Source organism: Roseburia sp. AF12-17LB (genome assembly GCF_003479605.1).
Taxonomy (GTDB): Bacteria; Bacillota; Clostridia; order Lachnospirales; family Lachnospiraceae; genus Roseburia_C; species Roseburia_C amylophila.
In genome coordinates this window covers 269043-292102 of record NZ_QUHR01000002.1, presented here as the reverse complement: position 1 = coordinate 292102, position 23060 = coordinate 269043, and the positions used below count along the sequence as shown (strand labels likewise).

At 40.9% G+C, this 23060-nt stretch carries 20 protein-coding genes and 1 tRNA gene; 20 read left to right on the top strand and 1 reads right to left on the bottom strand.

All coding sequences use genetic code 11. The annotated features are described in order from the left end of the window. Window positions 1-123: 123 nt before the first annotated feature. The gene (locus DWV68_RS04040) at window positions 124-1155 is read right to left on the bottom strand and encodes a 3-deoxy-7-phosphoheptulonate synthase (RefSeq protein WP_022243243.1); all 1032 of its coding nucleotides are present in this window, start codon (window positions 1153-1155) and stop codon (window positions 124-126) included. A gap of 204 nt (window positions 1156-1359) precedes the next feature. On the opposite strand from DWV68_RS04040, the gene DWV68_RS04035 reads away from it, so the two are divergent. The 20 genes from DWV68_RS04035 to recN all read left to right on the top strand — a co-directional run bounded on the left by DWV68_RS04035 (window position 1360) and on the right by recN (window position 22998). After that, window positions 1360-1878 (top strand): MarR family winged helix-turn-helix transcriptional regulator, encoded by a 519-nt coding sequence (locus DWV68_RS04035; protein ID WP_117947078.1) that lies wholly within the window; start codon window positions 1360-1362, stop codon window positions 1876-1878. A gap of 42 nt (window positions 1879-1920) precedes the next feature. Continuing rightward, the gene (locus DWV68_RS04030) at window positions 1921-4239 is read left to right on the top strand and encodes an ABC transporter ATP-binding protein (protein ID WP_118057373.1); all 2319 of its coding nucleotides are present in this window, start codon (window positions 1921-1923) and stop codon (window positions 4237-4239) included. Window position 4240: 1 nt separating this feature from the next. Next, a complete protein-coding gene (locus DWV68_RS04025) occupies window positions 4241-6094 on the top strand; it encodes an ABC transporter ATP-binding protein (RefSeq protein WP_022243240.1) in 1854 nt (617 codons plus the stop codon). Window positions 6095-6141: 47 nt separating this feature from the next. Continuing rightward, window positions 6142-6213, top strand: a tRNA-Arg gene (locus DWV68_RS04020). Between the two features lie 138 nt (window positions 6214-6351). Beyond that, window positions 6352-7629: an SH3 domain-containing protein gene (locus DWV68_RS04015; protein ID WP_117841137.1), complete on the top strand. Its 1278-nt coding sequence runs from the start codon at window positions 6352-6354 to the stop codon at window positions 7627-7629. 148 nt (window positions 7630-7777) lie between these two features. Then, window positions 7778-8518, top strand: coding sequence for a pseudouridine synthase (locus DWV68_RS04010; protein ID WP_117947080.1), 741 nt, complete (start codon window positions 7778-7780; stop codon window positions 8516-8518). 22 nt (window positions 8519-8540) lie between these two features. After that, entirely contained in the window at window positions 8541-10514 is a 1974-nt protein-coding gene (gene ligA / locus DWV68_RS04005; protein ID WP_117841135.1) for an NAD-dependent DNA ligase LigA, read from the top strand. Window positions 10515-10592: 78 nt separating this feature from the next. After that, window positions 10593-11525, top strand: a complete 933-nt coding sequence (metA, locus tag DWV68_RS04000) for a homoserine O-acetyltransferase MetA (RefSeq protein WP_022243236.1) — start codon at window positions 10593-10595, stop codon at window positions 11523-11525. Between the two features lie 46 nt (window positions 11526-11571). Continuing rightward, window positions 11572-12051 (top strand): hypothetical protein, encoded by a 480-nt coding sequence (locus DWV68_RS03995; RefSeq protein ID WP_117698585.1) that lies wholly within the window; start codon window positions 11572-11574, stop codon window positions 12049-12051. A gap of 2 nt (window positions 12052-12053) precedes the next feature. After that, window positions 12054-14018, top strand: coding sequence for an EAL domain-containing protein (locus DWV68_RS03990; protein ID WP_118665097.1), 1965 nt, complete (start codon window positions 12054-12056; stop codon window positions 14016-14018). 22 nt (window positions 14019-14040) lie between these two features. Next, entirely contained in the window at window positions 14041-14418 is a 378-nt protein-coding gene (locus tag DWV68_RS03985) for an Asp23/Gls24 family envelope stress response protein (protein WP_022243233.1), read from the top strand. A gap of 97 nt (window positions 14419-14515) precedes the next feature. Then, window positions 14516-14911, top strand: coding sequence for a transcription antitermination factor NusB (nusB, locus tag DWV68_RS03980; RefSeq protein WP_197420811.1), 396 nt, complete (start codon window positions 14516-14518; stop codon window positions 14909-14911). Continuing rightward, entirely contained in the window at window positions 14908-16125 is a 1218-nt protein-coding gene (gene xseA / locus DWV68_RS03975) for an exodeoxyribonuclease VII large subunit (RefSeq protein ID WP_118665095.1), read from the top strand. Before nusB ends, xseA begins: the two co-directional genes overlap by 4 nt. After that, entirely contained in the window at window positions 16122-16373 is a 252-nt protein-coding gene (gene xseB, locus DWV68_RS03970) for an exodeoxyribonuclease VII small subunit (RefSeq protein ID WP_117698581.1), read from the top strand. The genes xseA and xseB overlap by 4 nt, the downstream gene beginning before the upstream one ends. Further along, on the top strand, window positions 16373-17260 hold the full coding sequence (locus tag DWV68_RS03965) for a polyprenyl synthetase family protein (RefSeq protein WP_117698580.1): 888 nt from the start codon (window positions 16373-16375) through the stop codon (window positions 17258-17260). The genes xseB and DWV68_RS03965 overlap by 1 nt, the downstream gene beginning before the upstream one ends. A 30-nt stretch (window positions 17261-17290) precedes the next feature. Then, window positions 17291-19156, top strand: a complete 1866-nt coding sequence (dxs, locus tag DWV68_RS03960) for a 1-deoxy-D-xylulose-5-phosphate synthase (RefSeq protein WP_118057366.1) — start codon at window positions 17291-17293, stop codon at window positions 19154-19156. Between the two features lie 5 nt (window positions 19157-19161). Further along, a complete protein-coding gene (locus DWV68_RS03955; RefSeq protein WP_117841129.1) occupies window positions 19162-19962 on the top strand; it encodes a TlyA family RNA methyltransferase in 801 nt (266 codons plus the stop codon). Between the two features lie 4 nt (window positions 19963-19966). Beyond that, entirely contained in the window at window positions 19967-20821 is an 855-nt protein-coding gene (locus tag DWV68_RS03950; protein WP_118057364.1) for an NAD(+)/NADH kinase, read from the top strand. Between the two features lie 14 nt (window positions 20822-20835). After that, window positions 20836-21288, top strand: coding sequence for an arginine repressor (argR, locus tag DWV68_RS03945; protein ID WP_022243225.1), 453 nt, complete (start codon window positions 20836-20838; stop codon window positions 21286-21288). Window positions 21289-21321: 33 nt separating this feature from the next. Beyond that, window positions 21322-22998: a DNA repair protein RecN gene (gene recN, locus DWV68_RS03940; protein WP_118665093.1), complete on the top strand. Its 1677-nt coding sequence runs from the start codon at window positions 21322-21324 to the stop codon at window positions 22996-22998. The last annotated feature ends 62 nt before the right edge of the window (window positions 22999-23060 follow it).

The window sequence follows — 23060 nt, the reverse complement described above, 5'->3', positions numbered from 1 at the left end:
TTTCTTGCTACTTGCATAAATAGAAAAAGGGGGCAGCCATTTTTTAAGAAAATGACTGCCCCCTTTTTCCATTGTCAGGCATTCGTAAGGAGCTGCCGGAGGCAGCTCCTGTAGATGGAATTATTATTTATTCATTTCTGCAATGTCATAGATAAGACGAGCGGAATCTTCCCAGCCTAAGCATGGGTCAGTAATGGATTTACCATAGATGTGTTCGCCGATTTTCTGATTGCCCGGTTCAATGTAGCTTTCAATCATAACACCCTTAATCATCTTGTGAATTTCAGGGGAGAGCTGGCGGTTATGCATCACTTCTTTGACGATACGGATCTGCTCGAAGTATTTTTTATTGGAGTTAGAGTGGTTTGCATCTACGATAGCAGCTGGATTCTTAAGGTCACGTTCATTATACATTTCAATCAGACGCATAATATCTTCGTAGTGGTAGTTCTGTGTGCTGTTACCATGTTTGCTTACAGCACCACGGAGAACAACGTGAGTTAAGTCGTTACCAGGAGTCTCTACTTCATATCCGCGATATACGAAATGATGTGGATGCTGGGCAGCATATACGGAATTGAGCATAACGGAGAAGTCACCACTGGTCGGGTTCTTCATTCCGGATGCAACATCAAACCCACTGACTACAAGACGATGCTGCTGGTCTTCTACAGAACGTGCACCGATAGCAACGTAGGAGAGCAGGTCGTCAATGTAACTCCAGTTTTCCGGATAAAGCATTTCGTCGGCAGGGGTCAGACCACTTTCTTCAATGGTACGGATGTGCAGCTTACGCATTGCAATCAGTCCGGCAACCATATCAGGAGCTTTCTCAGGGTCAGGCTGGGTAGCAATACCTTTATAGCCTTCGCCGGTTGTTCTTGGCTTATTGGTGTAGACACGAGGGATAATAATCAGACGGTCTTTGACATCTTCTGCAATTTTGGTCAGGCGGCTGACGTAGTCGCAGACAGGTTCTTCGCTGTCAGCGGAACAAGGTCCGATGATAACTAAGAAACGGTTATCTTCGCCGGTTAAGACTTTACGAATTGCAGCATCCCGTTCTTTTTTTATCTGTGCCAGTTTCTCCGGAAGCGGATACTCTTTTTTGATTTCTTCCGGACTTGGTAATTGGTTTAAAAAATTAAAACTCATATTTTTAGTCTCCTTTAGTAAAAAAAACTTGCTTTTTTTATATTATAAGATTCGTTTTTAACTGTCAATGATATGATTTAATAATAATTTTATACTTTTTTAATTGACCTATCTTAATCATGGTGCTATTATTGTTTTCACATGTTAATAGTTAACAATGTTAAATAAATAGAAAATATAAAATGTAAAGAAAGGGAGGTGAAAATGATGCAGGGTTGTGGAAATGAAATATTTTCCATATTTAATCGTTTTCATCGTTTGAAAATCTCATCAATTCTGCCGGGGGTCTCATCCGTGGAAATGGGAACCTTAAAGACCATCGAGCATTGCCGCAAAGAAAAAGAGATGGCTACCAAAGAGACAGATGCCAAAGAGCCGGATAGCAAATCGATAGATGCAAAGGTTACGGTATCGGAAGTGGTACGTTATATGCGTGTGGCAGCACCGGCGGTGTCCCGGACACTTCGTTCCCTGGAAGAGAAAAAATATGTTGAACGTATGGTGTGTGAGGGTGACCGGCGGAATGTTTATGTGAGAGTAACTGAGGAAGGAAAAGAGGTTTTAAATGAATGCAACCGGATTTTGAGTGAATTATTAAAGTCGGTTACGGAGAAAATGGGAGAAGAAGATATGAACCGGCTGATTGGCTATCTGAATAAATTAGAGCAGATAGCAGAGCTTGAGATTGAAAAGAGAAGACAGTTGAAACAGCAATTAAAATAGAAATATTTTATAAATAATATAGAAAAGGAAGGAACAGGAAAGATGCGGAAAATATTTAAAAATATGCTCCCGTACTGGCATATCATCGTGGTAATATTTCTCCTCCTTGGAGTGCAGGCTTATTGCGATTTGTCGTTGCCACAATATACATCCGATATCATCGATGTAGGAATCCAGAATAAGGGAATCAAACATATTTTGCCGGAAAAGATGCCGGAGGAAGAATATCAGCTGGCAGAACTTTTTATGACAGATGGTGAAAAGGATACTTTTGAAGCGGTCTATGAAAAAAAAGACGATACTTATGTATGTACTGCGGATAAAGAGACATTAGAAACATTGGATGATGAACTACTGACACCAATCGTACTGACTTACCGTATGGCAAATATGAGTGAAACGGATTTTAAGAATACGATTGCGGAAGCATTGGAGCAGAATCCGCAGAACCAGATTACCAAAGAAAGCTTAGATGAGATGTCCATTGAAGAAATCGGACAGATGATGCAGATGGAACTGACCACATATGAAGCGGAAAATGATGATGGCGAAATGGTAACTTATGTGGATATGCGTCCGATGATGAAGCAGCTGATTGCAAGCGGTGCAATGACGCAGGATGGTATAGCACAGTCCAGAGAATATATGGAAAATATGATAGATTCTGTGGGGAGCAGTACCTTACATGCCATGGGAACAGCATATGCAGCATCCTGTGACGAAAAGGCAGGACTTGATGTGGAGCATATCCAGAAGAATTATCTCTGGTCAGAGGGTGGAAAGATGGCAGCTATGTCATTACTCATGCTGGCAGTTGCAGTGGTAGTCGGATATCTTGCATCCAGAGTCGGCGCAGGAGTCGGAAGAGACTTAAGAGAGAAAATCTTTGGTAAGGTAGTAGGCTTTTCCAATACTGAGATGGATAAATTCTCTACCGCTTCCTTAATTACAAGAAGCACCAATGATATTCAGCAGATTCAGTTTGTAACAGCAATTATGCTTCGAATGCTTTTATATGCACCAATCATCGGAATTGGTGGAATTTATAAAGTATTAAAGACCGGAGCACATATGGAATGGATTATCGTAATGGCAGTACTGGTAATTTCCGGACTGGTTATGGTGTTGATGTCCATTACACTTCCGAAGTTCAAAATAATGCAGAAGTTAGTGGATGCCCTGAACTTAGTATCCAGAGAGATTCTTACGGGACTTTCCGTAATCCGTGCTTTTGGAAGAGAAAAAAAGGAAGAAGAGCGGTTTGATGAAGCAAACCGGAATCTTACCAGAACACAGTTATTTACCAACCGTGTCATGACTTTTATGATGCCGGGCATGATGTTTATTATGTATGGAGTAACCATACTGATTGTCTGGGTATCGGCACATCGTATTGATGCCGGACAGCTTCAGGTAGGAGCAATGACCGCATTTATTACTTATACCATGCAGATTGTTATGGCATTCCTGATGCTTACCATGATGTCTATTATGCTGCCGCGTGCCGGTGTTGCAGCAGACCGGATTGATGAAGTTATTACTACAAATTCTTCTATTATAGAAAAGGCAGAAAAAGAAACAATTGAAAAACATACCGGAAAAGTGGAATTCCATCATGTAAACTTCCGTTATCCGGGTGCAGATGAAGATGTATTGGAAGATATTGATTTTACAGCAGAACCGGGAAAGACAACAGCGATTATCGGAAGTACCGGCTGTGGAAAGTCAACGCTGGTTAATCTGATTCCGAGATTCTATGATGTAACAGCCGGTAAGATTACCTTAGATGGTGTGGATATCCGGAATTTAAGCTTAGCTGAATTAAGAGACGAAATCGGATTCGTACCACAGAAGGGAATTCTGTTTTCAGGAACCATTGCATCCAATCTGAAATTTGGCAGACCGGAAGCTACGGAAGCAGAAATGACAGAGGCTGCAGAGATTGCACAGGCAACAGAATTTATTAATGAAAAGCCGGAAAAATATGACAGCGGGATTGCACAGGGTGGAACGAATGTTTCCGGTGGACAGAAACAGAGATTATCCATCGCCAGAGCAATCGCAAAGAATCCGAATGTTTATATCTTTGATGACAGTTTCTCTGCACTTGATATGAAGACCGATGCGGCACTGCGTAAAGCATTGGAGTCAAAAACAAAAGAAAGCAGTGTAATTATCGTGGCACAGCGAATCAGTACCATTTTACATGCCGACCAGATTCTTGTATTGGATGAAGGTAAGATTGTCGGAAAAGGTACGCATGAAGAATTATTACGGGATTGTGAAGTATATCAGCAGATTGCACAGTCACAGTTATCCGCAAAGGAATTGGGATTAGAAGAGGGAAAGGAGGAAAAATAACATGAGTAATGAGCAAAGTTATCGTGCACCACGTCGTAGAGGTCCGAGAGGACCAATGGGCGGTGGAATGATGCCGGGTGAAAAAGCAAAAGATTTTAAGGGCTCTTTCCGGAAACTTCTTTCTTATATTGGAAAATATAAAATTGGAATTGTTGCAGTTATGATACTTGCAATCTGTTCTACCGTATTTTCTGTATTAGGACCAAAGGTAATGGGTAAAGCTACTACGGCATTGGCAGACGGTCTGATGAATAAAGTAGCAGGAACCGGCGGAATTGATTTTACACTGATTGGAAAGATATTATTATTTACTCTTGGCTTATATATTATCAGTGCGGTATTCAGCTTTTTTCAGGGGTTTATTATGACTGGAATCACACAGAAAATCTGCTATCGTATGCGTAAAGAGATTTCTGAAAAAATCAACCGTATGCCGATGAAATATTTTGAAAGCAGAACTTATGGGGAAGTTCTTTCCCGTATTACCAATGATGTGGATACTTTGGGACAGAGCTTAAACCAGAGTGTGACACAGATTATTACCAGCGTGGCAACCATTATCGGAGTGCTTGTGATGATGCTTTCTATTTCACCACTGATGACACTGATTGCATTAGTAATTCTTCCGATTTCAGCGTTGATGGTTTCGGCAATTGCAAAATTTTCACAGAAATATTTCCGTACCCAGCAGGAGTACTTGGGACATATTAATGGACAGGTGGAAGAGACTTATTCCGGACATTTAGTTATCCAGGCATTTAATAAAGAAAAGGAAACCATAAAACGGTTTAATGATACAAACCATGTATTATATGAGTCTGCCTGGAAATCCCAGTTTTTATCAGGAATGATGCAGCCGGTTATGGTATTTGTCGGTAACCTTGGCTATGCAGGTGTGGCAATTTCCGGTGGAATGCTTGCAATTAACGGAACAATCGGAATTGGTGATATTCAGGCATTTATCCAGTATGTAAAGAGCTTCACCCAGCCAATCCAGCAGATTGCACAGGTCATTAACCAGGTACAGTCCATGACTGCAGCTTCAGAACGTGTTTTTGAATTCTTAGGTGAAGAGGAAGAAGACCAGACCACAGAAAATGCAGTGGAATTAAAGGATGTTCGTGGAGAAGTAGAATTCTCCCATGTGCATTTCGGATACAATCCGGATCAGATTATCATTAATGATTTCTCAGCAAAGGTAGAACCGGGACAGAAGATTGCCATTGTAGGACCAACCGGAGCAGGTAAGACTACCATGGTGAAGCTGCTGATGCGTTTTTATGATGTCAACAGTGGAAGCATCAGATTAGATGGTAACGATATCAGAAACTATAACCGCCGGGAGCTAAGAGATGCCTTCGGCATGGTACTTCAGGATACCTGGTTATTTAAAGGTACTATTATGGAAAATATCCGTTACGGAAGACTGGATGCCACGGACGAAGAAGTTATTGCAGCAGCAAAAGCAGCCCATGCCCATCATTTCATCCAGACACTGCCGGGTGGTTATAATATGGAATTAAATGAGGACGCCAGCAATGTATCCCAGGGACAGAAACAGTTGCTTACCATAGCCCGTGCCATTTTAGCAGACAACCGGGTATTGATTTTAGATGAAGCAACTTCTTCTGTTGATACCAGAACAGAGCACAGAATCCAGAAGGCTATGGATAACCTGATGAAAGGAAGAACAAGTTTTATTATTGCCCATCGTCTGTCTACCATTCGTGATGCTGATCTGATTCTTGTTATGAAAGATGGTGATATTATTGAACAGGGAAATCATGAAGAACTGTTACAGAAGAATGGTTTCTATGCACAGCTTTATAATTCCCAGTTTGAAGAAGCTTCTTAAATAAAACCTTTGATTTTTTTATATAGATGTGTTAGTATAAATAAGCTGCAACCGTAGTCTAATGGATAGAACGTCAGACTCCGACTCTGATAATGCGGGTTCGATTCCCGCCGGGTGCATTTTATAATTTATATTAACACATTTTTTTGCGGGATTTATGTCCCGCAAAACTTATAAGAAACGTTTTTCATTATTTACACGGGCAGCTCACAAAGCATACTTTTTTGGGGGTTATGGGTAAGGTTAGGAGGACAGATATGAAAGCGTCAGAAATCAAAGAAAAAATGAGTAAGATATCAAAGAATGATATAAGTAGTTTCTTTCAGAAGAACTGGAAATATTTTACTGCAGTAATATTATTTGTTGTATTGGCAGTAGTAATGATAAAATTCAGCAGTGGAAATAAAGATAAAGATAATGGACTTTCTACGGAACAGGGTACCGAATCAGAGAGCTTTCAGGTAGATGCCGTTCCGGAAATCAATACCCTGATGCAGAATTATTACAATGCATATGCGGCAGGTGATCTGGCAACATTACAGACCTATGCAACACCTGTTTCCGAGAATGAACAGAGCCTGATTACCATGATGTCACAGTATGCAGAGAGTTATCAGAATATCAAATGTTATACTAAGTCAGGATTAGAAGCAGATTCTTATCTTGTCTGTGTAACGCTGGATTTGAAATTCGCAGGAGTAGATACTACAGCACCTGGTATGGAGTTCTTCTATGTAAAGAAGAATGAGCAGGGAGCACTTTATATTGATAACTTATACAGCAGCTTTAACCGTCATTATAAAGAACAGCCGACCGATAATAATGTGGAAAACTTAATCAGTAGTTTTGAAACACAGGAAGATGTCATTGCATTACAGGCAGAAGTACAGGCAAATTATGAAAAAGCAATTGCTTCAGATGAAAATCTTTCTAATATGGTAACGGTTACAATTGCTGATGCATATAATGCATGGGCAACAGCAATCGCACAGGCACAGGCACAGCAGCAGCCGGCAACAGAGGAGACACCGGCGGAACCAGAGACACCGGCGGAACCAGAGACACCGGCGGAACCAGAGGCACCGGTGGAACCAGAGACACCAGCTGAGCCGGAAGTGACAACGGAGACGGTATATACACTGGATAAAGTAAATGTCAGACAGGAACCGAATGAGTCCGGAGCATTGCTTGGAACAGTTGAAAAGGGAACTGCACTGACAAGAACCGGTACGACAGAAGATGGATGGAGCAGCATTGATTACAATGGCACACCGGCATATGTAAAGAGTGACTATGTTTCAACAGAAGCACCGGCACAGGAGCCGGCGGCAGACACCAGCGGAATCGCAGCTGGCACTAAGATTACATTAACCAATACGGTTAATATCCGTTCCTCTATGAGTGAGACCGCATCCAAGGTTGGAGTTGCTTATGCAGGAGATTCTGTTACTGTTCAGATGAGCTATGCAGAAGGGTGGACAAAAGTTACCTGGAAAGATAAAGAAGGATATGTTAAGACAGAGTTCTTAAAATAATAAATAGATGGAGGTCTTAGGACCTCCGTTATTTTTACTTTACAGGAAATTGCTTTCCTGTAAAGTAAAAAACGCTCCGCGAGGATGTACCAAGACACATTCTTTGTTCCGCGGGCAGCGAGAAAATTTACACAGGGTGAAAATATTGATGGAAGAAAACGGAATCAGAATCAATAAATTTTTAAGTGAAGCAGGATATTGTTCCAGGAGAGAAGCGGACCGTCTGATTGAGCAGGGACGTATTACGGTAGATGGAAAAGTTCTTTCTGTCGGCTGTAAGGTGATGCCGGGACAGCGGGTGTGTGTAGATGGAAAAACAATAAAAAAAGAAGAGGAAATGATTCTTCTTGCATTTAATAAGCCGGTGGGCATTGTCTGCACTGCTGCAAAAGACGAAAAAGACAATATTGTTGATTATATTCATTATCCGAAACGTATTTATCCGGTAGGAAGACTGGATAAAGATTCCCAGGGACTTATATTATTGACAAATAATGGGGATATTGTAAATAAGATGATGCGTGCCGGGAATATGCATGAAAAGGAATATGAAGTTACCGTAAATCATGACATAACGGAGGCATTTTTAAAGAAAATGTCCGGGGGAGTTCCACTGGAAGAACTTGGTGTGGTTACAAGACCATGTGCAGTAGAAAAACTGGATGTGCGTAAATTCCGAATCATATTAACCCAGGGGTATAACCGGCAGATCCGCCGGATGTGTGAGTATTGCGGATATAAAGTAGTAAAATTAAAGAGAGTCCGCATTATGAATATAGAACTGGGCAGTCTCAAAAAAGGAAAGTACCGCAGAGTAACGGCGGAGGAGTGGACTGAGCTGAACCGGCGCATTTTAAATTCCAGCAATACAACAGTAATGCCAAAATAGATTGAGGGTAAGGAGCATATCCATGGATGAGAAGAAGAGAATCGAGGAACTGGTAAAAACGTTAAATGAGGCGTCCGAAGCATATTACAATGGACAGGATGAAATTATGTCAAACTATGAATGGGATGGCATGTTTGACGAACTGACCCGGTTAGAAGAAAAAACAGGATATATTCTGCCGGAAAGTCCGACACAGAATGCCGGATTTGAGGAAAGCAATGGTGAACGGGAAGCGCATGAATATCCGGCACTTTCCCTTGCCAAGACGAAACGGATTTCTGATTTACAGGTGTGGGCGGGAGAAAGACCAGTCTGGTTATCCTGGAAACTGGATGGATTAACATTGGTAGTAACTTATGATAACGGAAAACTTGTTAAGATTTTAACAAGAGGAAATGGAACCGTCGGCAGCAATATCACATTTATGAAGGATGCCATTGAAGGGATTCCAAAGACTGTAAAATATAAGGGACATCTGGTAGTCCGTGGCGAAGCGGCTATTACCTATACAGATTTTGAATTAATCAATGATACCATTGAAGATGATGATGAAAAATATGCCAACCCGAGAAATCTTGCATCCGGCACTTTAGGTCTGGATAAGAGCAATCTTGATAAAGTAAAGGAACGCCATATTCATTTTTATGCATTTACACTGGTGCATCTGGATGAAACAATGTCATCCTGGGGAGAACGGATGGATTATCTTGAGAAGCTTGGATTTACGACAGTAGCACATGAATTGACCGATGCGAAAGGGTTGGAGGAAGTTGTAGAACGCTGGACAAAGAAGGTAGAAGATGGTGAAATGGATATTCCGGTAGATGGACTGGTTATCTGTTATGAAGATAATGATTATGCCCAGACCGGTAATGTTACCGGACATCATGCGTCTAGAGCCGGTTATGCGTTTAAATGGCAGGATGTCTCTGCGGAGACCACATTAAAATATGTAGAGTGGTCCTGTGCGGCATCTACCATTTCTCCGGTAGCAGTATTTGAGCCGGTTGCACTGGAGGGAACCACCGTAAGCCGAGCCTCCCTTTGTAATATCAGTGAAATGGAACGTCTTGGAATCGGAGAAGATGGGAAGACCACACTTGATATTATTAAAGCAAATAAGATTATTCCAAAATGTATCGGCGTAAAGAAAAAGGAAGGAACTTTTACGATTCCGGAATTTTGTCCGGTATGCCATGCCAGAACGGAAATCAGAATCAGTGAACACAGCGGAACAAAGACTTTACATTGTACGAATCCGGACTGTACCGCAAAGCATGTAAAAAAATTCAGCCGCTTTGTCAGCAAGCCCGGCATGGACATTGACGGATTGTCCATACAGACCATGCTAAAGTTTATGAACTTAGGATATATCCATTATTTTGAAGATATTTATACTCTTAAAAATCATGCGGATGAAATCCGCTCTTTAGACGGATTTGGCGAGAAATCCTGTAACAATATGCTGCAGGCAATTGAAAAGAGCAAAAACGTTGATCCGGTACATTTTATTTATGCACTATGCATTCCGCAGATTGGCACCGATGCAGGAAAGAAAATGATTGCTGCCCTTGGCACAGGAGGTTTCTTTCAGAAACTGCATGCAGGGGAAGGATTTGAGGATATTGACGGAATCGGACCGGAGCGTTCGACTTCCATGCTGGACTGGTACAGACAGAATCAAAACCGTCATACGGTAGCTGCATTAGAAGAAATATTAAACATTGCGGAAGTAGAGCCGAAGGTGACAGAGGGAGGAACCTGTGAAGGACTTACCTTTGTCATTACCGGTGATGTCCATCAGTTTAAAAACCGTACCGAATTTAAAGAGTATGTGGAGAGCCAGAACGGTTCTGTTACCGGCAGTGTTTCTAAGAAGACAGATTATCTTGTGAATAATGATATTGAATCCACATCATCAAAGAATCAGAAAGCAAAGAGTCTTGGCATTCCGATTATTTCTGAAGATATGTTTGTGGAACGTTTCGGAAAGTGAATTGCATATTGAAGTATTCGTAAAATTAAGGTATTATGAAATGAGATATGTGTATATGATGAAAAGAGGTTAGATAATATGCCGATTAAGATAATGAGCGATTTACCGTCCAGAGAGATTCTGGAAAGGGAAAATGTGTTTGTTATGGATGAGGGAAGAGCAGAACATCAGGATATCCGCCCAATCCGGATTGGAATACTGAATCTGATGCCATTAAAAGAAGAAACGGAACTGCAGTTGCTGCGTTCACTTGCAAATACACCATTACAGGTTGATGTTACCTTTTTAACGGTATCATCCCATGAATCAAAGAATACATCCATGAGTCATCTGAATCATTTTTATCAGACAATGGATGAAATCTGGGATGAGAATCTGGACGGACTGATTATAACCGGTGCACCGGTAGAAACCATGGAATACGAAGAGGTGGATTACTGGAAGGAAGTCTGTGATATTATGGAGTGGTCTAAGACCCACGTAACATCAACCCTGCATTTATGCTGGGGTGCACAGGCTGCTCTCTATTATCACTATGGTATCCCAAAATATATGCTGGATGAGAAAATGTTTGGAATTTTCGAACATCAGGTAAAGAACCGCAAAGTACCACTGGTAAGGGGATTTGATGACCGCTTTATGGCACCGCATTCGAGACATTCCGGAATCCGTAAAGAGGATATTGAGAAGGTAAAGGATATTACCATTCTTGCAGAATCAGAAAAAGCAGGTGTATTTCTGGCAATTGCCAATGAGGGACGCAAAATTTTTGTGATGGGACATCCGGAATATGACCGTTATACATTGGATGAGGAATATAAGCGTGATCTGCAGAAAGGGATGGATATTGCCATGCCGGAGAATTATTATCCGGACAATGATATCAATGCAAAACCATTACTGCAGTGGCGTTCACACGGTAATATGTTATATGCAAACTGGCTGAATTATTATGTGTATCAGCAGACACCATATGATTATATCAATACCAGAAAAATTGTGGGAAAATAAGCAGATTTCTTTTTGGAAAAAGGCTTAAGAAAATACAGGGGGCACAATGAAAACGGAGAAAAAAGGTGTAGAGGGACAACTTGATATTTTCGAAGCAATGAATCGTGCAGCAGATGCCATAGACCGGATGGTGGAAGAAGACCAGAAGAAAAAGAAGGCATCCGGAAATAAAACGGAATCCGGAGAGAAGTCTGCAAAAGCTGTAACCGGGCAGAAGAAAAACAAAGAGGATAAAATCATCCGTGGCTGTGATATGCATGCATCCATGCAGAAGACATTTCTAAACCCGGAAGACGGCGATTTTGCCATGATTGCTTATATTGACTACAACAAGGTTTATATCAGGGAATGGAATTCCCCGGCAGCGTTATATACTTTCGAAGAGTCAAAGAAGGCTGTGGATTTTTATATCGACAAACTGACGAAGATAAAGGCGGCAGGAATGGCAGAAGAAACAACAGAGCAGGAACCGTTCAGTGATGTAAAATATCTTTCAGATAATATCTATGCAGAGTGTGAGGGATAAGAATGGAGCATTTAGTATACTACGATATTGCGGCTGCATTTGTTCTTCTGACTGCATTAGTTGCGTATCATTTAAGAAAATACAGTGACAATTTTCAAAGCAGGGTATACCGCGTAATGTTGTATGCTCTGCTTGTCGTGTCTACCAGCGACTTTTTACTGTTCTGGGAGGAAATTACTTTCGGAAAAACAGGAACTACAGTCCTGCTCTATATCTGTATTTTAGGACAGGTTGTGGCAGCGGCAGCTTATCTTTTGTATATTCTGTGCCTGACAGGAAGAGTGGAACGCTTTATCCGGAAGGAAAAGGGATGGTTGTTTGTACCGGCCTGGATTGTAATCGCATTGCTGGTAGTACAGTTATTTATACCATATCTTTTTAAAGTGGGAACGGATGGCAGTTATCAGAGACAGAATGGAATTATGTTATTCTACCTATGTATGATTTATTTTTATCTGATGGGGGAAGTGTTTCTGGTTCGTTTCCGGAAAAGGCTCAGCTTTGAATTATTATTCTCTACGACTGTATTTGCAGTTGTAAGTGTATTTACACTGGTGCTTCATATTGCATTTCCGGGTTTCCGGTTTCAGTTTTTTGGAATGGCAATGTGTGTACTTTTATATCTGATTTCTTCGGAAAGACCACAGGAATATACGGTGCCGGAGCTTGAAATTATGAACCGGAGGGCATTTTTAAAAGAGTCAGAGGAACGCCTGTTAGGAAGTGAGCGTTTTCCGATGCTTGTCATTAAAGTGCATAATTTAAAGGTGATGCGGCAGACATTGGGAAATGATTCCGTCAATGAATTCCTGAAGGAAATGGCGGCATTTTTTCGTAAGCTTATCGACAATTCACGTATTTACCAGTTTTCACAGAGCGTATATGTGCTGGCGTTAGACCGGAAGAAGAAGGATATTGATTCTTCCTTACTGATCCGGCAGATTCTGAACCGGTTTGAACAGCCATGGCATTCCGGCAGTGTAGAGACAAAATTCCGGATTCATATCAGCAGTATTGTGTGTCCGCGTGATACGAATAATCTGAATGGATTAATTGACTATATCCAGTATATGCGTTCAATATCATCTGAAAATGGAAATGTAGTATTAAAGACTGCTGAGATGGATATTGACCGGCCAAAGAGGGAACTTCGTATCCGGAAACTTTTGAATGATGCAGTAGACCATAAAGGTTTCGAAGTCTTTTACCAGCCGATTTATTCGGTGACAGAAAACAGAATCGTATCTGCGGAAGCACTGGTCCGGCTGAAAGATCAGAGTATGGGCTACATTTCTCCGGAAGAATTTATTCCGATTGCAGAAAAGAGCGGAATGATTATGCAGATTGGAGAATTTGTATTTGAGACAGTCTGTCGTTTTATCCAGGAAAAGCAGCTTACGGACTATGGCTTACAGTATATAGAAATAAATCTGTCTGTGGTGCAGTGTATGCAGGAAAATCTTGCCGAGAGGTTGACGGAAATAATGAAGAAGTATCATGTAGCACCAGCCCAGATCAATCTTGAGATTACTGAGACAGCGGCAGCCCATAGTGATATGTTGGAAAACAATATCAAGATACTGCATAAGCAGGGCATTGAGTTTTCTTTGGATGATTATGGCTCGGGATATTCCAATACGGATTATCTGTTCCGGTTTCCATTCCGTATCGTAAAAATTGATAAAACCATTCTGTGGGAAGCATTTAAAAATGAAAAGGCAATGATTGCATTGCGTAATACTATCCGCATGATTAAAGAACTTGGGCTTGAGATTGTGGTAGAAGGAGTAGAAAACCAGGAATATGTAGATTATCTGACAGAACAGCACTGTGATTATCTGCAGGGATATTTTTATTCCAAGCCGATTCCGGACAGAGATTTCTTAGAACTTTTACGCAGGGAAAATGCACAATATTATGCGGAAAGGTTTTCAAAAAATGAATTATCTGATATAATAACCACATAATATTTTTGTAGGAGGCAAAACGATGGCAGATAATAGAAAAGTTGTTAAAATAAAAGAAGATAACCTTGGGGAAGTACATGTGGCAGATGAGGTCGTTGCTATTATTGCAGGACTTGCAGCAACAGAAGTAGAAGGAGTTGCATCCATGGCTGGCAATATTACCAATGAACTGGTGAGCAAACTTGGAATGAAGAATTTATCTAAGGGTGTTAAGGTAGAAGTGGCAGAGAAAACGGTCAGCGTAGAAGTAGCTTTAAATATTTCTTATGGTTATTCTATTCCGGAAGTATCTGAGAAGGTACAGGAGAAAGTAAAATCTGCAATTGAGACTATGACAGGATTATCCGTAGCAATTGTTAACGTCAGAATTGCAACGGTTGACATGAAAAATACGAAATAAAACTTTTGTGATAACCGCAGATGTAGTATAATAAAGAATGCTGTTAAAGCATTCTTTTTTATAGTTACATGGAAGACCAATAATGAAAGGATACAACATGAGCAGGAGAGAAATCAGAGAACAGATATTTAAAATGTTATTCCGTGTGGAATTTCATAGTGAGAAGGAATACGAAGAGCAGATGAATCTGTTTATCGAAGAGAATGAACCGATTGAGAAGCCGGATGAGAGTTATATTGAAGACAAATTTAATAAGATTATTGCTGTTTTAGAGGAAATCGATAAGATTATCAATGAATCATCCAAAGGCTGGAAAACAACCCGTATGGGCAAAGTTGATCTGACCCTGATTCGTCTTGCTGTATATGAGATGAAATATGAAGAGGATATTCCAACCGGAGTAGCCATCAATGAAGCAGTAGAACTGGCAAAAAAATATGGAACAGATGATTCACCGGCATTTATCAACGGAGTATTGGCAAAAATCGCATGATAAAGAAAGTATATGGGGTAACCCAGATTAACCGATATATCAGAAATATGTTTGCCCAGGATTTTGTCCTGCATCAGGTATGTGTGAAGGGTGAGGTATCGAATTGTAAATATCATTCCTCCGGTCATATTTATTTTACTTTAAAGGAAAATAACAGTGCCATCAGTGCAATTATGTTTGCCGGTAACCGGGGTGGTTTATCCTTTCGTATGAAGGATGGCGACAAAGTCGAGGTAACAGGTTCTATTGAAGTATTTGAACGTGATGGCAGATATCAGATATATGCAAAAGAAATTACACTTGCCGGTGCAGGGGATTTATATGCCAGATTTCTTCAATTGAAACAGGAACTTGAGGAAATGGGCATGTTTGCGGAAGAGTATAAAAAACCGATTCCGCAGTATGCCGGACGTATTGGAATTGTTACAGCACCTACCGGGGCTGCAATACAGGATATCCGTAATATTGCTGCACGAAGAAATCCTTATGTGCAGCTTATTCTATATCCGGCACTGGTACAGGGTGAGGGTGCCAAAGAAAGCATTGTAAATGGGATTCATGCATTGGATGCCATGCATTTGGACATTATCATTGTGGGGCGTGGTGGTGGCTCCATAGAGGATTTATGGGCATTCAACGAAGAAATTGTTGCAAGGGCAATTTTTGAATGTGAAACACCGGTTATTTCTGCAGTGGGACATGAAGTGGATTACACCATTGCGGATTATGTGGCAGACTTGCGGGCACCGACTCCGTCTGCAGCGGCAGAACTTGCGGTATATGACAGGAATCAGATGTTACAGCGGATACAGACTGACCGGGTACATCTGATGCGCAGCATGAAGAGTAAAATTGCTGTGATACAGGGACGCATGGAGACACTGAAGGCAAGATTAATGCAACAGAGTCCTGTATATCGTCTGAACAGTCAGAAACAGTATCTGGGGGAATTACAGCTTCGCTTAGAGCATGGCATGACACAGCAGTTAGATAAGAATAAGGCAAGATTTCGGATGTTAGCCCAGCATTTCGATGATATTTCGCCATTGAAACGATTGGGACAGGGATATGCATATGTTTCTGACAGCCGGCAGAATGGTTTAAAAAGTATTTCACAGGTTTCAAAAGGGGAACAATTGCAGATCAGTGTAAAAGACGGAACCGTTAAGGCAAGAGTAGAAGAAATCATATGCCAGGAGGAAATCGGAAGATGACAGATTATACAATCAATGAAAATGAGACAGATAATATAACGGAAAAAAAAGAAAATGAGAATTTAGAGGATTTATTTGCAGAAGTGGAACAGCTGATTGCACATATGGAGGAAGACATTTCTCTGGATGAATCCTTTGTCTGCTATGAGCAGGGCATGAAGAAGCTGAAACACTGCAGTGAGCGGATAGATTCGATTGAAAAGAAAATGTTAGTGTTGAATGAACAGGGAATGCTGGAGGAATTTTAATGGATATGACAGCAGAGCTTACAAAGCGGACAGAACAGATTGAAAACATCATAAAAAAATATCTTCCGGAGGAAGAAGGCTATCAGAAGCAGGTAATTGAAGCCATGAATTATAGTTTTCTTGCAGGAGGAAAGCGGTTAAGACCAATGCTGATGTTGGAAACTTACCGCATGTTTGGTGGAAAATCAGAGGTAATTGAGCCATTCATGGCAGCCATTGAGATGATTCATACTTATTCTTTAATTCATGATGATCTGCCGGCAATGGATAATGATGAATACCGCCGCGGACGAAAGACAACGCATATTGTCTATGGAGAAGCTATGGCAATTCTTGCCGGGGATGGTCTTTTGAATTTTGCCTATGAGACAGCATTGACAGCATTACAGACGGAACAGACGCCTAATGTGGCAAAGGCATTGCTTGTATTATCGCAGAAAGCCGGAATTTATGGTATGGTGGGGGGACAGACCGTAGATGTGGAAACGGATAAAACACAGTCTGTCACCAGAGACCAGTTAGATTTTATTTATAAATTAAAGACCAGTGCTTTGATTGAAGCGTCTATGTTAATCGGTGCAATTCTTGCAGGTGCCACGAAAAGCGAGCAGAAGATTATCGAAGAGGCGGCATCAGAGATTGGTCTGGCATTCCAGATACAGGATGATATTTTAGATGTTACCGGTAATCAGGAAGTGCTTGGAAAACCGGTTGGCAGTGATGCCAAAAACGAAAAGGCAACTTATGTTACATATGAGGGATTGAAAAAAGCACAGGAAGATGTGAAACGATATTCAAAACATGCAGTGAATTTATTAGAATCACTGGTGGTAAAAAATGAATTTCTGATTCATCTGGTAGAATATCTGATTCATAGGGAAAAATAAGAACTTCAGAAACCAAAGGAGTAAAGATACATGGTGCTGGAAAAGATTGAGCATGAAAATGATATAAAAAGGATAAATAAAAACGAACTTCCGATTCTGGCAGAGGAAATCCGCTCTTTTTTGATTGACAAAATATCAAAAACCGGTGGGCACCTTGCCTCCAATCTTGGCGTGGTAGAGCTTACCATGGCACTGCATCTTGCTTTTGATTTACCAGAGGATAAAATTATCTGGGATGTAGGACATCAGTCTTATACCCATAAATTACTGACAGGAAGAAAAGCCGGTTTTGATGAACTGAGAAAATACGGCGGCATGAGCGGATTCCCAAAACGTCATGAAAGTGATTGCGACTGCTTTGATACGGGACACAGTTCGACTTCCATATCCGCAGGATTAGGCTATGCTATGGCAAGGGAGATTACTGGAGAAAAGTACAAAGTCATCTCTGTTATCGGAGATGGTGCATTGACCGGCGGAATGGCTTATGAGGCATTGAATAATGCATCAAAATTAAAGTCAAATCTGATTATTGTTTTAAATGACAATAAGATGTCTATATCGGAAAATGTCGGCGGTGTATCCAGATATTTAAGCGGACTTCGTACCGCAGAATCTTATCAGGGATTAAAGAATGGTATTACGAATTCCCTGAACAGCATTCCGAAATATGGAGAACGTATTGTTGAGAAAATCCGTAAGACCAAAAATGGAATCAAGCAGCTTGTGATTCCGGGCATGCTCTTTGAAAATATGGGAATCCTTTATTTAGGACCGGTAGATGGTCATAATATTCCTGCCATGGTGAAATTATTCAAAGAAGCCTCTAAGGTGGAAGGACCGGTTCTGGTACATGTGATTACGGAAAAAGGAAAAGGATACCTTCCGGCAGAACGCCATCCGGCACGTTTTCATGGAACGGAAGCCTTTGATGTTGAGACAGGACTGCCTCTTGTGAAACGGGTAAAAGCCAATTATACCGATATTTTTTCTACGGTTATGCGTAAATTGGGCGACCGGGATGAAAAAGTGGTTGCCATTACAGCGGCAATGGCAGATGGAACCGGACTAAAAAGATTCCGAAATATGTTCCCGGAACGTTTCTTTGATGTGGGAATTGCAGAAGAACATGCAGTGACTTTTGCTGCAGGATTGGCAGCAGCCGGTTTGAAGCCGATTGTAGCGGTTTATTCTTCTTTCCTGCAAAGAGCATATGACCAGATTCTGCATGATGTCTGTATACAGGAATTGCATGTAGTATTTGCCATTGACCGTGCAGGACTTGTGGGCAGTGATGGAGAGACTCATCAGGGAATCTTTGATTTATCTTATCTTTCCTGTCTGCCGAATATGACAATTTTAGCACCTAAGAATAAGTGGGAATTATCAGATATGATAAAATATGCCGTGGATTTTTCCGGACCGATTGCGGTACGATATCCGAGAGGCGAAGCCTTTGATGAATTAAAGGAATACCGGGCACCGTTAGAATATGGTAAGGCAGAAGTTCTTTTTGAAGAAAGTGAAATTTTACTTTTGGCAGTAGGAAGCATGGTAAAGACAGCACTTACCGTAAGGGAACAATTAAAAGAAAAAGGTTATTCCTGCTCTCTTGTCAATGCAAGATTTGTGAAGCCTTTTGATGAAGAGCTGCTTCTTAAACTGCAGAAGAATCATAAGCTTCTGGTTACTCTGGAAGAAAATGTACAATCCGGAGGCTTTGGAGAGCATGTATTGGAATTTATGAATACAAATGGAGATGGTTCCATGGAGGTTTTAAATATTGCAATACCGGATGTGTATGTAGAGCATGGAAATGTAGAACTTCTCCGCAAAGAAACAGGAATTGATGCAGATGGAATTATCGGTAAGATTATAGACAGAAAGGCACAGTAAGAACGATGAAAGAAAGATTGGATGTTCTCTTGGTACAAAAAGGGCTGGCAGAATCCAGGGAAAAAGCAAAGACTATGATTATGGAAGGAAATGTCTTTGTGGATGGACAGAGAGAGGATAAAGCAGGAACAAATTTTGATACAGAGGCAGAGATTGAAGTCCGGGGAAATACATTAAAATATGTCAGCCGTGGTGGACTGAAGTTAGAGAAAGCAATGAAGGAATTTGATATTTCTTTAGAGGGAATGGTCTGCATGGATATCGGCGCATCCACCGGCGGATTTACTGACTGTATGTTGCAAAATGGTGCAGTGAAGGTATATTCTGTAGATGTAGGATATGGACAGTTTGCCTGGAAATTAAGAAATGACCCAAGGGTTGTCTGCATGGAGAAAACCAATATCCGTTATGTAACGCCGGAAGATATTGCAGATGTCCTTGATTTTGCATCCGTTGATGTATCTTTTATTTCTCTTACCAAGGTGCTGGTACCGGCAAGGGAGCTGCTGCGGGACGGTGGAAGAATGGTCTGCCTGATTAAGCCGCAGTTTGAAGCCGGAAGGGAAAAAGTAGGAAAAAAAGGTGTTGTCCGTGACCCAAAGGTACATGAGGAAGTCATCCATAAGGTAATTGATTTTGCGTTGGAAAATGGATTTTCTGTTCATAATCTTTCCTATTCACCGATTAAGGGCCCGGAGGGAAATATTGAATATCTGGTATATATTGAGAAAAACAGCGAGAGCAAGAAGGAGGAGACCATTGATGTGGAGGCCATCGTAGAGGCGGCACATACATCATTGTCCTAGATATATGAAGCATTTTTTCATAATTGTAAACGCACAAAAAGACAGTGAACTTATTTTTACCAATCAGATTATAGATTACATCAGACGTAAGGGTGGAACCTGTGATTATTTTGCCAGCTTTGAGGAAGAAAAAGCGGAAGCAGTGGAAAAAGAAATTCCAACAGAAACCGAGGCGGTGCTTGTTATTGGTGGAGATGGAACATTAATTCGTGCGGCACGCAATCTGGTAAAGAAAAATATTCCGCTGCTGGGAATTAATTTAGGAAAGCTTGGATATCTGTGTGAGGTAGAAGAGAATACGATATTCCCGGCAATTGATGAATTGATGGCTGACCGTTATACCATAGAGCAGAGAATGCTTTTAGATGGATATACCGTACAAAGTGGCGGAGAGAAGATTCAGAGGGTTGCGTTAAATGATGTGGTCATCCATCGTACGGGAGCACTTCAGATTGTGAATCTGAATGTTTATGTAAATGGAGAGTATCTCTATAATTTTAAGGCGGATGGAATTATTGTGGCAACACCAACCGGTTCCACCGGTTATAGTATGTCGGCAGGTGGCCCTATTGTGGATCCGAAAGCCAACCTTTTGCTGTTGACACCAATCAATGCACATACGTTGAATTCCAAGAGTATTGTAATCGGACCGGAAGATGAAATTACCATTGAAGTAGGCATGCGGAGAAGCCAGCGGGATGAGCAGGTGGAAGTGAGCTTCGATGGAGATTCCGGAGTGGAACTTAAGGTTGGTGACAAGATTGTAGTGCATAAGGCAGAAGAATCCGTAGGGATTATTCGTTTGAGTAAGATTAGTTTCCTTGAAATTTTGCGGAAAAAGATGCAGAATTATACATAACAGGAGGGACTGTAATGAAGATAGGACGACATGCAAAGATTCTGGAATTAATTCAGAAGAATGAGATAGGCACACAGGAAGAATTATCTGCAAAGTTGGAGCAGGAAGGATATCATGTGACGCAGGCAACGGTTTCACGGGATATCAGAGAGTTAAAACTGACTAAGGTAGCATTGAGCAATGGCCGTCAGAAATATGTAGCTTTATCTGAAAATAAGGAAGACATGACAGAAAAGTATGTCCGTGTATTCCGGGATGGTTTTGTATCTATGGATATGGCACAGAATATTCTTGTGATTAAGACGGTATCCGGAATGGCAATGGCAGTTGCGGCAGCATTGGATGCCATGGATTGCCATGAAATAGTAGGAAGCATTGCTGGAGATGATACAATTATGTGCGCTGTCCGTACCGTAGAGGATACCACAGCGTTAATGGGACGTCTTCGCCGGATTATGGAAGATTAGAGAGGAAGACGAGAGAGAGTAGAAGGAGAAAATATGTTAAGAAACCTGCATGTTAAGAACCTGGCACTCATTGATGAGGCGGAAGTCGATTTTGAAAAAGGTTTAAATATCCTGACCGGAGAGACTGGAGCCGGAAAATCAATTATCATTGGTTCCATTAATCTGGCTCTGGGAGAAAAAGTATCCAAAGAGATGTTAAGGGATAATGAGGAGAATGCCTTTGTGGAGCTGATTTTTGATGTAGAATCAGATGCTTTAAAGAAAGCACTTTCCGGGCTTGATGTTTATCCGGAGGATGATATGCTGATTTTAAGCAGAAAGATTTCCGGAGGAAGAAGCATTGCCAAAATCAATGGGGAAAGTGTTCCGGCATCAAAGATGAAAGCAGTTTCTGCGTTGCTGATTGATATTCATGGACAGCATGAACACCAGTCGCTGCTTAAGAAACAGAAGCATTTAGAAATCCTTGATGATTATGCAAGAAATGAACTGTCGGACATCAAAAGTGAGTTGAAAGAAACTTATAAAAAGTACCGTGAAGTTACGAAAGAGTTAGAAGAAGCTTCTCTGGATGAAGAGAGCCGGATGCGGGAATTATCTCTTTTAGAATATGAAATCCATGAAATTGAAGAAGCTGCATTAACAGCTGGCGAAGATGAAGTTTTAGAAACAAAATACCGGAAGCTTCTGAACGGAAAGAAAATTATGGAAGCAATTCATGCAGCCCATGGATTACTCAGCATGGAAGACGGCAGTGCATCGGAGCTGACCGGAAGAGCTCATAGAGAATTGTCATCTGTGGCAGATTATGATGATGCAATTCGTGGGATGGCAGATGAACTTTTGGAAATTGATAATCTTTTGAATGATTTGAACCGGGAAATTGCAGACTATATGGATGAGGCTGAATTTGATGATGAGACTTTTGCCGGGACAGAACAGCGTCTGGATGAAATCAATCATCTGAAGGCAAAATACGGTCATACGATAGATGAAATTTTAGCATCCTTAGAGGAAAAAAAGGAAAAAGCAGAGAAGCTGCAGAATTATGATATATATCATAAGAAGCTTATGCAACAGGAAAATGCATTAAAAGAAACATTGCAGAAGCAGTCAGAAAAAGCATCTGCAATCCGCAAAAAATATACGAAGGAACTGGCAGAAAAAATCAGGGAGCAGTTAGTAGATTTGAACTTCTTAGATGTTCGTTTTGAAATGAAATTTGAACAGAAAGAGACTTTTGGAGCAGATGGCTTTGATGAAGTGGAATTTGTCATTGCAACCAACCCGGGAGAGCCATTAAAACCACTTGGCAGCGTAGCATCCGGTGGAGAATTATCAAGAATTATGCTGGCATTAAAAACAGTGCTTGCTAAAAATGATGAAATAGAAACCTTGATTTTTGACGAAATTGATACAGGAATCAGCGGAAGGACGGCGCAGATGGTATCTGAAAAAATGCATATGATTGCAGAACATCATCAGGTAATCTGCATCACACATCTGCCGCAGATTGCTGCAATGGCAGATGCCCATTTCAGTATTGAAAAATCCGTAGAAAATGAGACAACCATTTCTACCATACGAAGACTCACCGAGGATGAGCAGGTAACGGAATTAGCAAGAATGCTTGGTGGAGTGAAGATTACAGACACCGTATTGGAAAGTGCAAGAGAAATGCTTAACCTGGCACAAAATGCTAAAAAATAAACGATTGAATCAAACAATAATACACATAATAAAAACAGGATATTCAATGAATATCCTGTTTT

Excerpts from the sequence above, each read along its gene's own strand:
- DWV68_RS03955 (WP_117841129.1), top strand. The coding sequence starts at position 19,162 with ATGAAAGAAAGATTGGATGTTCTCTTGGTACAAAAAGGGCTGGCAGAA.
- DWV68_RS03985 (WP_022243233.1), top strand. The coding sequence starts at position 14,041 with ATGGCAGATAATAGAAAAGTTGTTAAAATAAAAGAAGATAACCTTGGG.
- DWV68_RS04030 (WP_118057373.1), top strand. The coding sequence starts at position 1,921 with ATGCGGAAAATATTTAAAAATATGCTCCCGTACTGGCATATCATCGTG.
- ligA (WP_117841135.1), top strand. The coding sequence starts at position 8,541 with ATGGATGAGAAGAAGAGAATCGAGGAACTGGTAAAAACGTTAAATGAG.
- DWV68_RS03995 (WP_117698585.1), top strand. The coding sequence starts at position 11,572 with ATGAAAACGGAGAAAAAAGGTGTAGAGGGACAACTTGATATTTTCGAA.
- DWV68_RS04035 (WP_117947078.1), top strand. The coding sequence starts at position 1,360 with ATGATGCAGGGTTGTGGAAATGAAATATTTTCCATATTTAATCGTTTT.
- DWV68_RS03990 (WP_118665097.1), top strand. The coding sequence starts at position 12,054 with ATGGAGCATTTAGTATACTACGATATTGCGGCTGCATTTGTTCTTCTG.
- DWV68_RS04010 (WP_117947080.1), top strand. The coding sequence starts at position 7,778 with ATGGAAGAAAACGGAATCAGAATCAATAAATTTTTAAGTGAAGCAGGA.
- metA (WP_022243236.1), top strand. The coding sequence starts at position 10,593 with ATGCCGATTAAGATAATGAGCGATTTACCGTCCAGAGAGATTCTGGAA.
- recN (WP_118665093.1), top strand. The coding sequence starts at position 21,322 with ATGTTAAGAAACCTGCATGTTAAGAACCTGGCACTCATTGATGAGGCG.
- xseB (WP_117698581.1), top strand. The coding sequence starts at position 16,122 with ATGACAGATTATACAATCAATGAAAATGAGACAGATAATATAACGGAA.
- DWV68_RS04040 (WP_022243243.1), bottom strand. The coding sequence starts at position 1,155 with ATGAGTTTTAATTTTTTAAACCAATTACCAAGTCCGGAAGAAATCAAA.
- DWV68_RS04015 (WP_117841137.1), top strand. The coding sequence starts at position 6,352 with ATGAAAGCGTCAGAAATCAAAGAAAAAATGAGTAAGATATCAAAGAAT.
- DWV68_RS03965 (WP_117698580.1), top strand. The coding sequence starts at position 16,373 with ATGGATATGACAGCAGAGCTTACAAAGCGGACAGAACAGATTGAAAAC.
- argR (WP_022243225.1), top strand. The coding sequence starts at position 20,836 with ATGAAGATAGGACGACATGCAAAGATTCTGGAATTAATTCAGAAGAAT.
- dxs (WP_118057366.1), top strand. The coding sequence starts at position 17,291 with ATGGTGCTGGAAAAGATTGAGCATGAAAATGATATAAAAAGGATAAAT.
- DWV68_RS04025 (WP_022243240.1), top strand. The coding sequence starts at position 4,241 with ATGAGTAATGAGCAAAGTTATCGTGCACCACGTCGTAGAGGTCCGAGA.
- xseA (WP_118665095.1), top strand. The coding sequence starts at position 14,908 with ATGATAAAGAAAGTATATGGGGTAACCCAGATTAACCGATATATCAGA.
- nusB (WP_197420811.1), top strand. The coding sequence starts at position 14,516 with ATGAGCAGGAGAGAAATCAGAGAACAGATATTTAAAATGTTATTCCGT.
- DWV68_RS03950 (WP_118057364.1), top strand. The coding sequence starts at position 19,967 with ATGAAGCATTTTTTCATAATTGTAAACGCACAAAAAGACAGTGAACTT.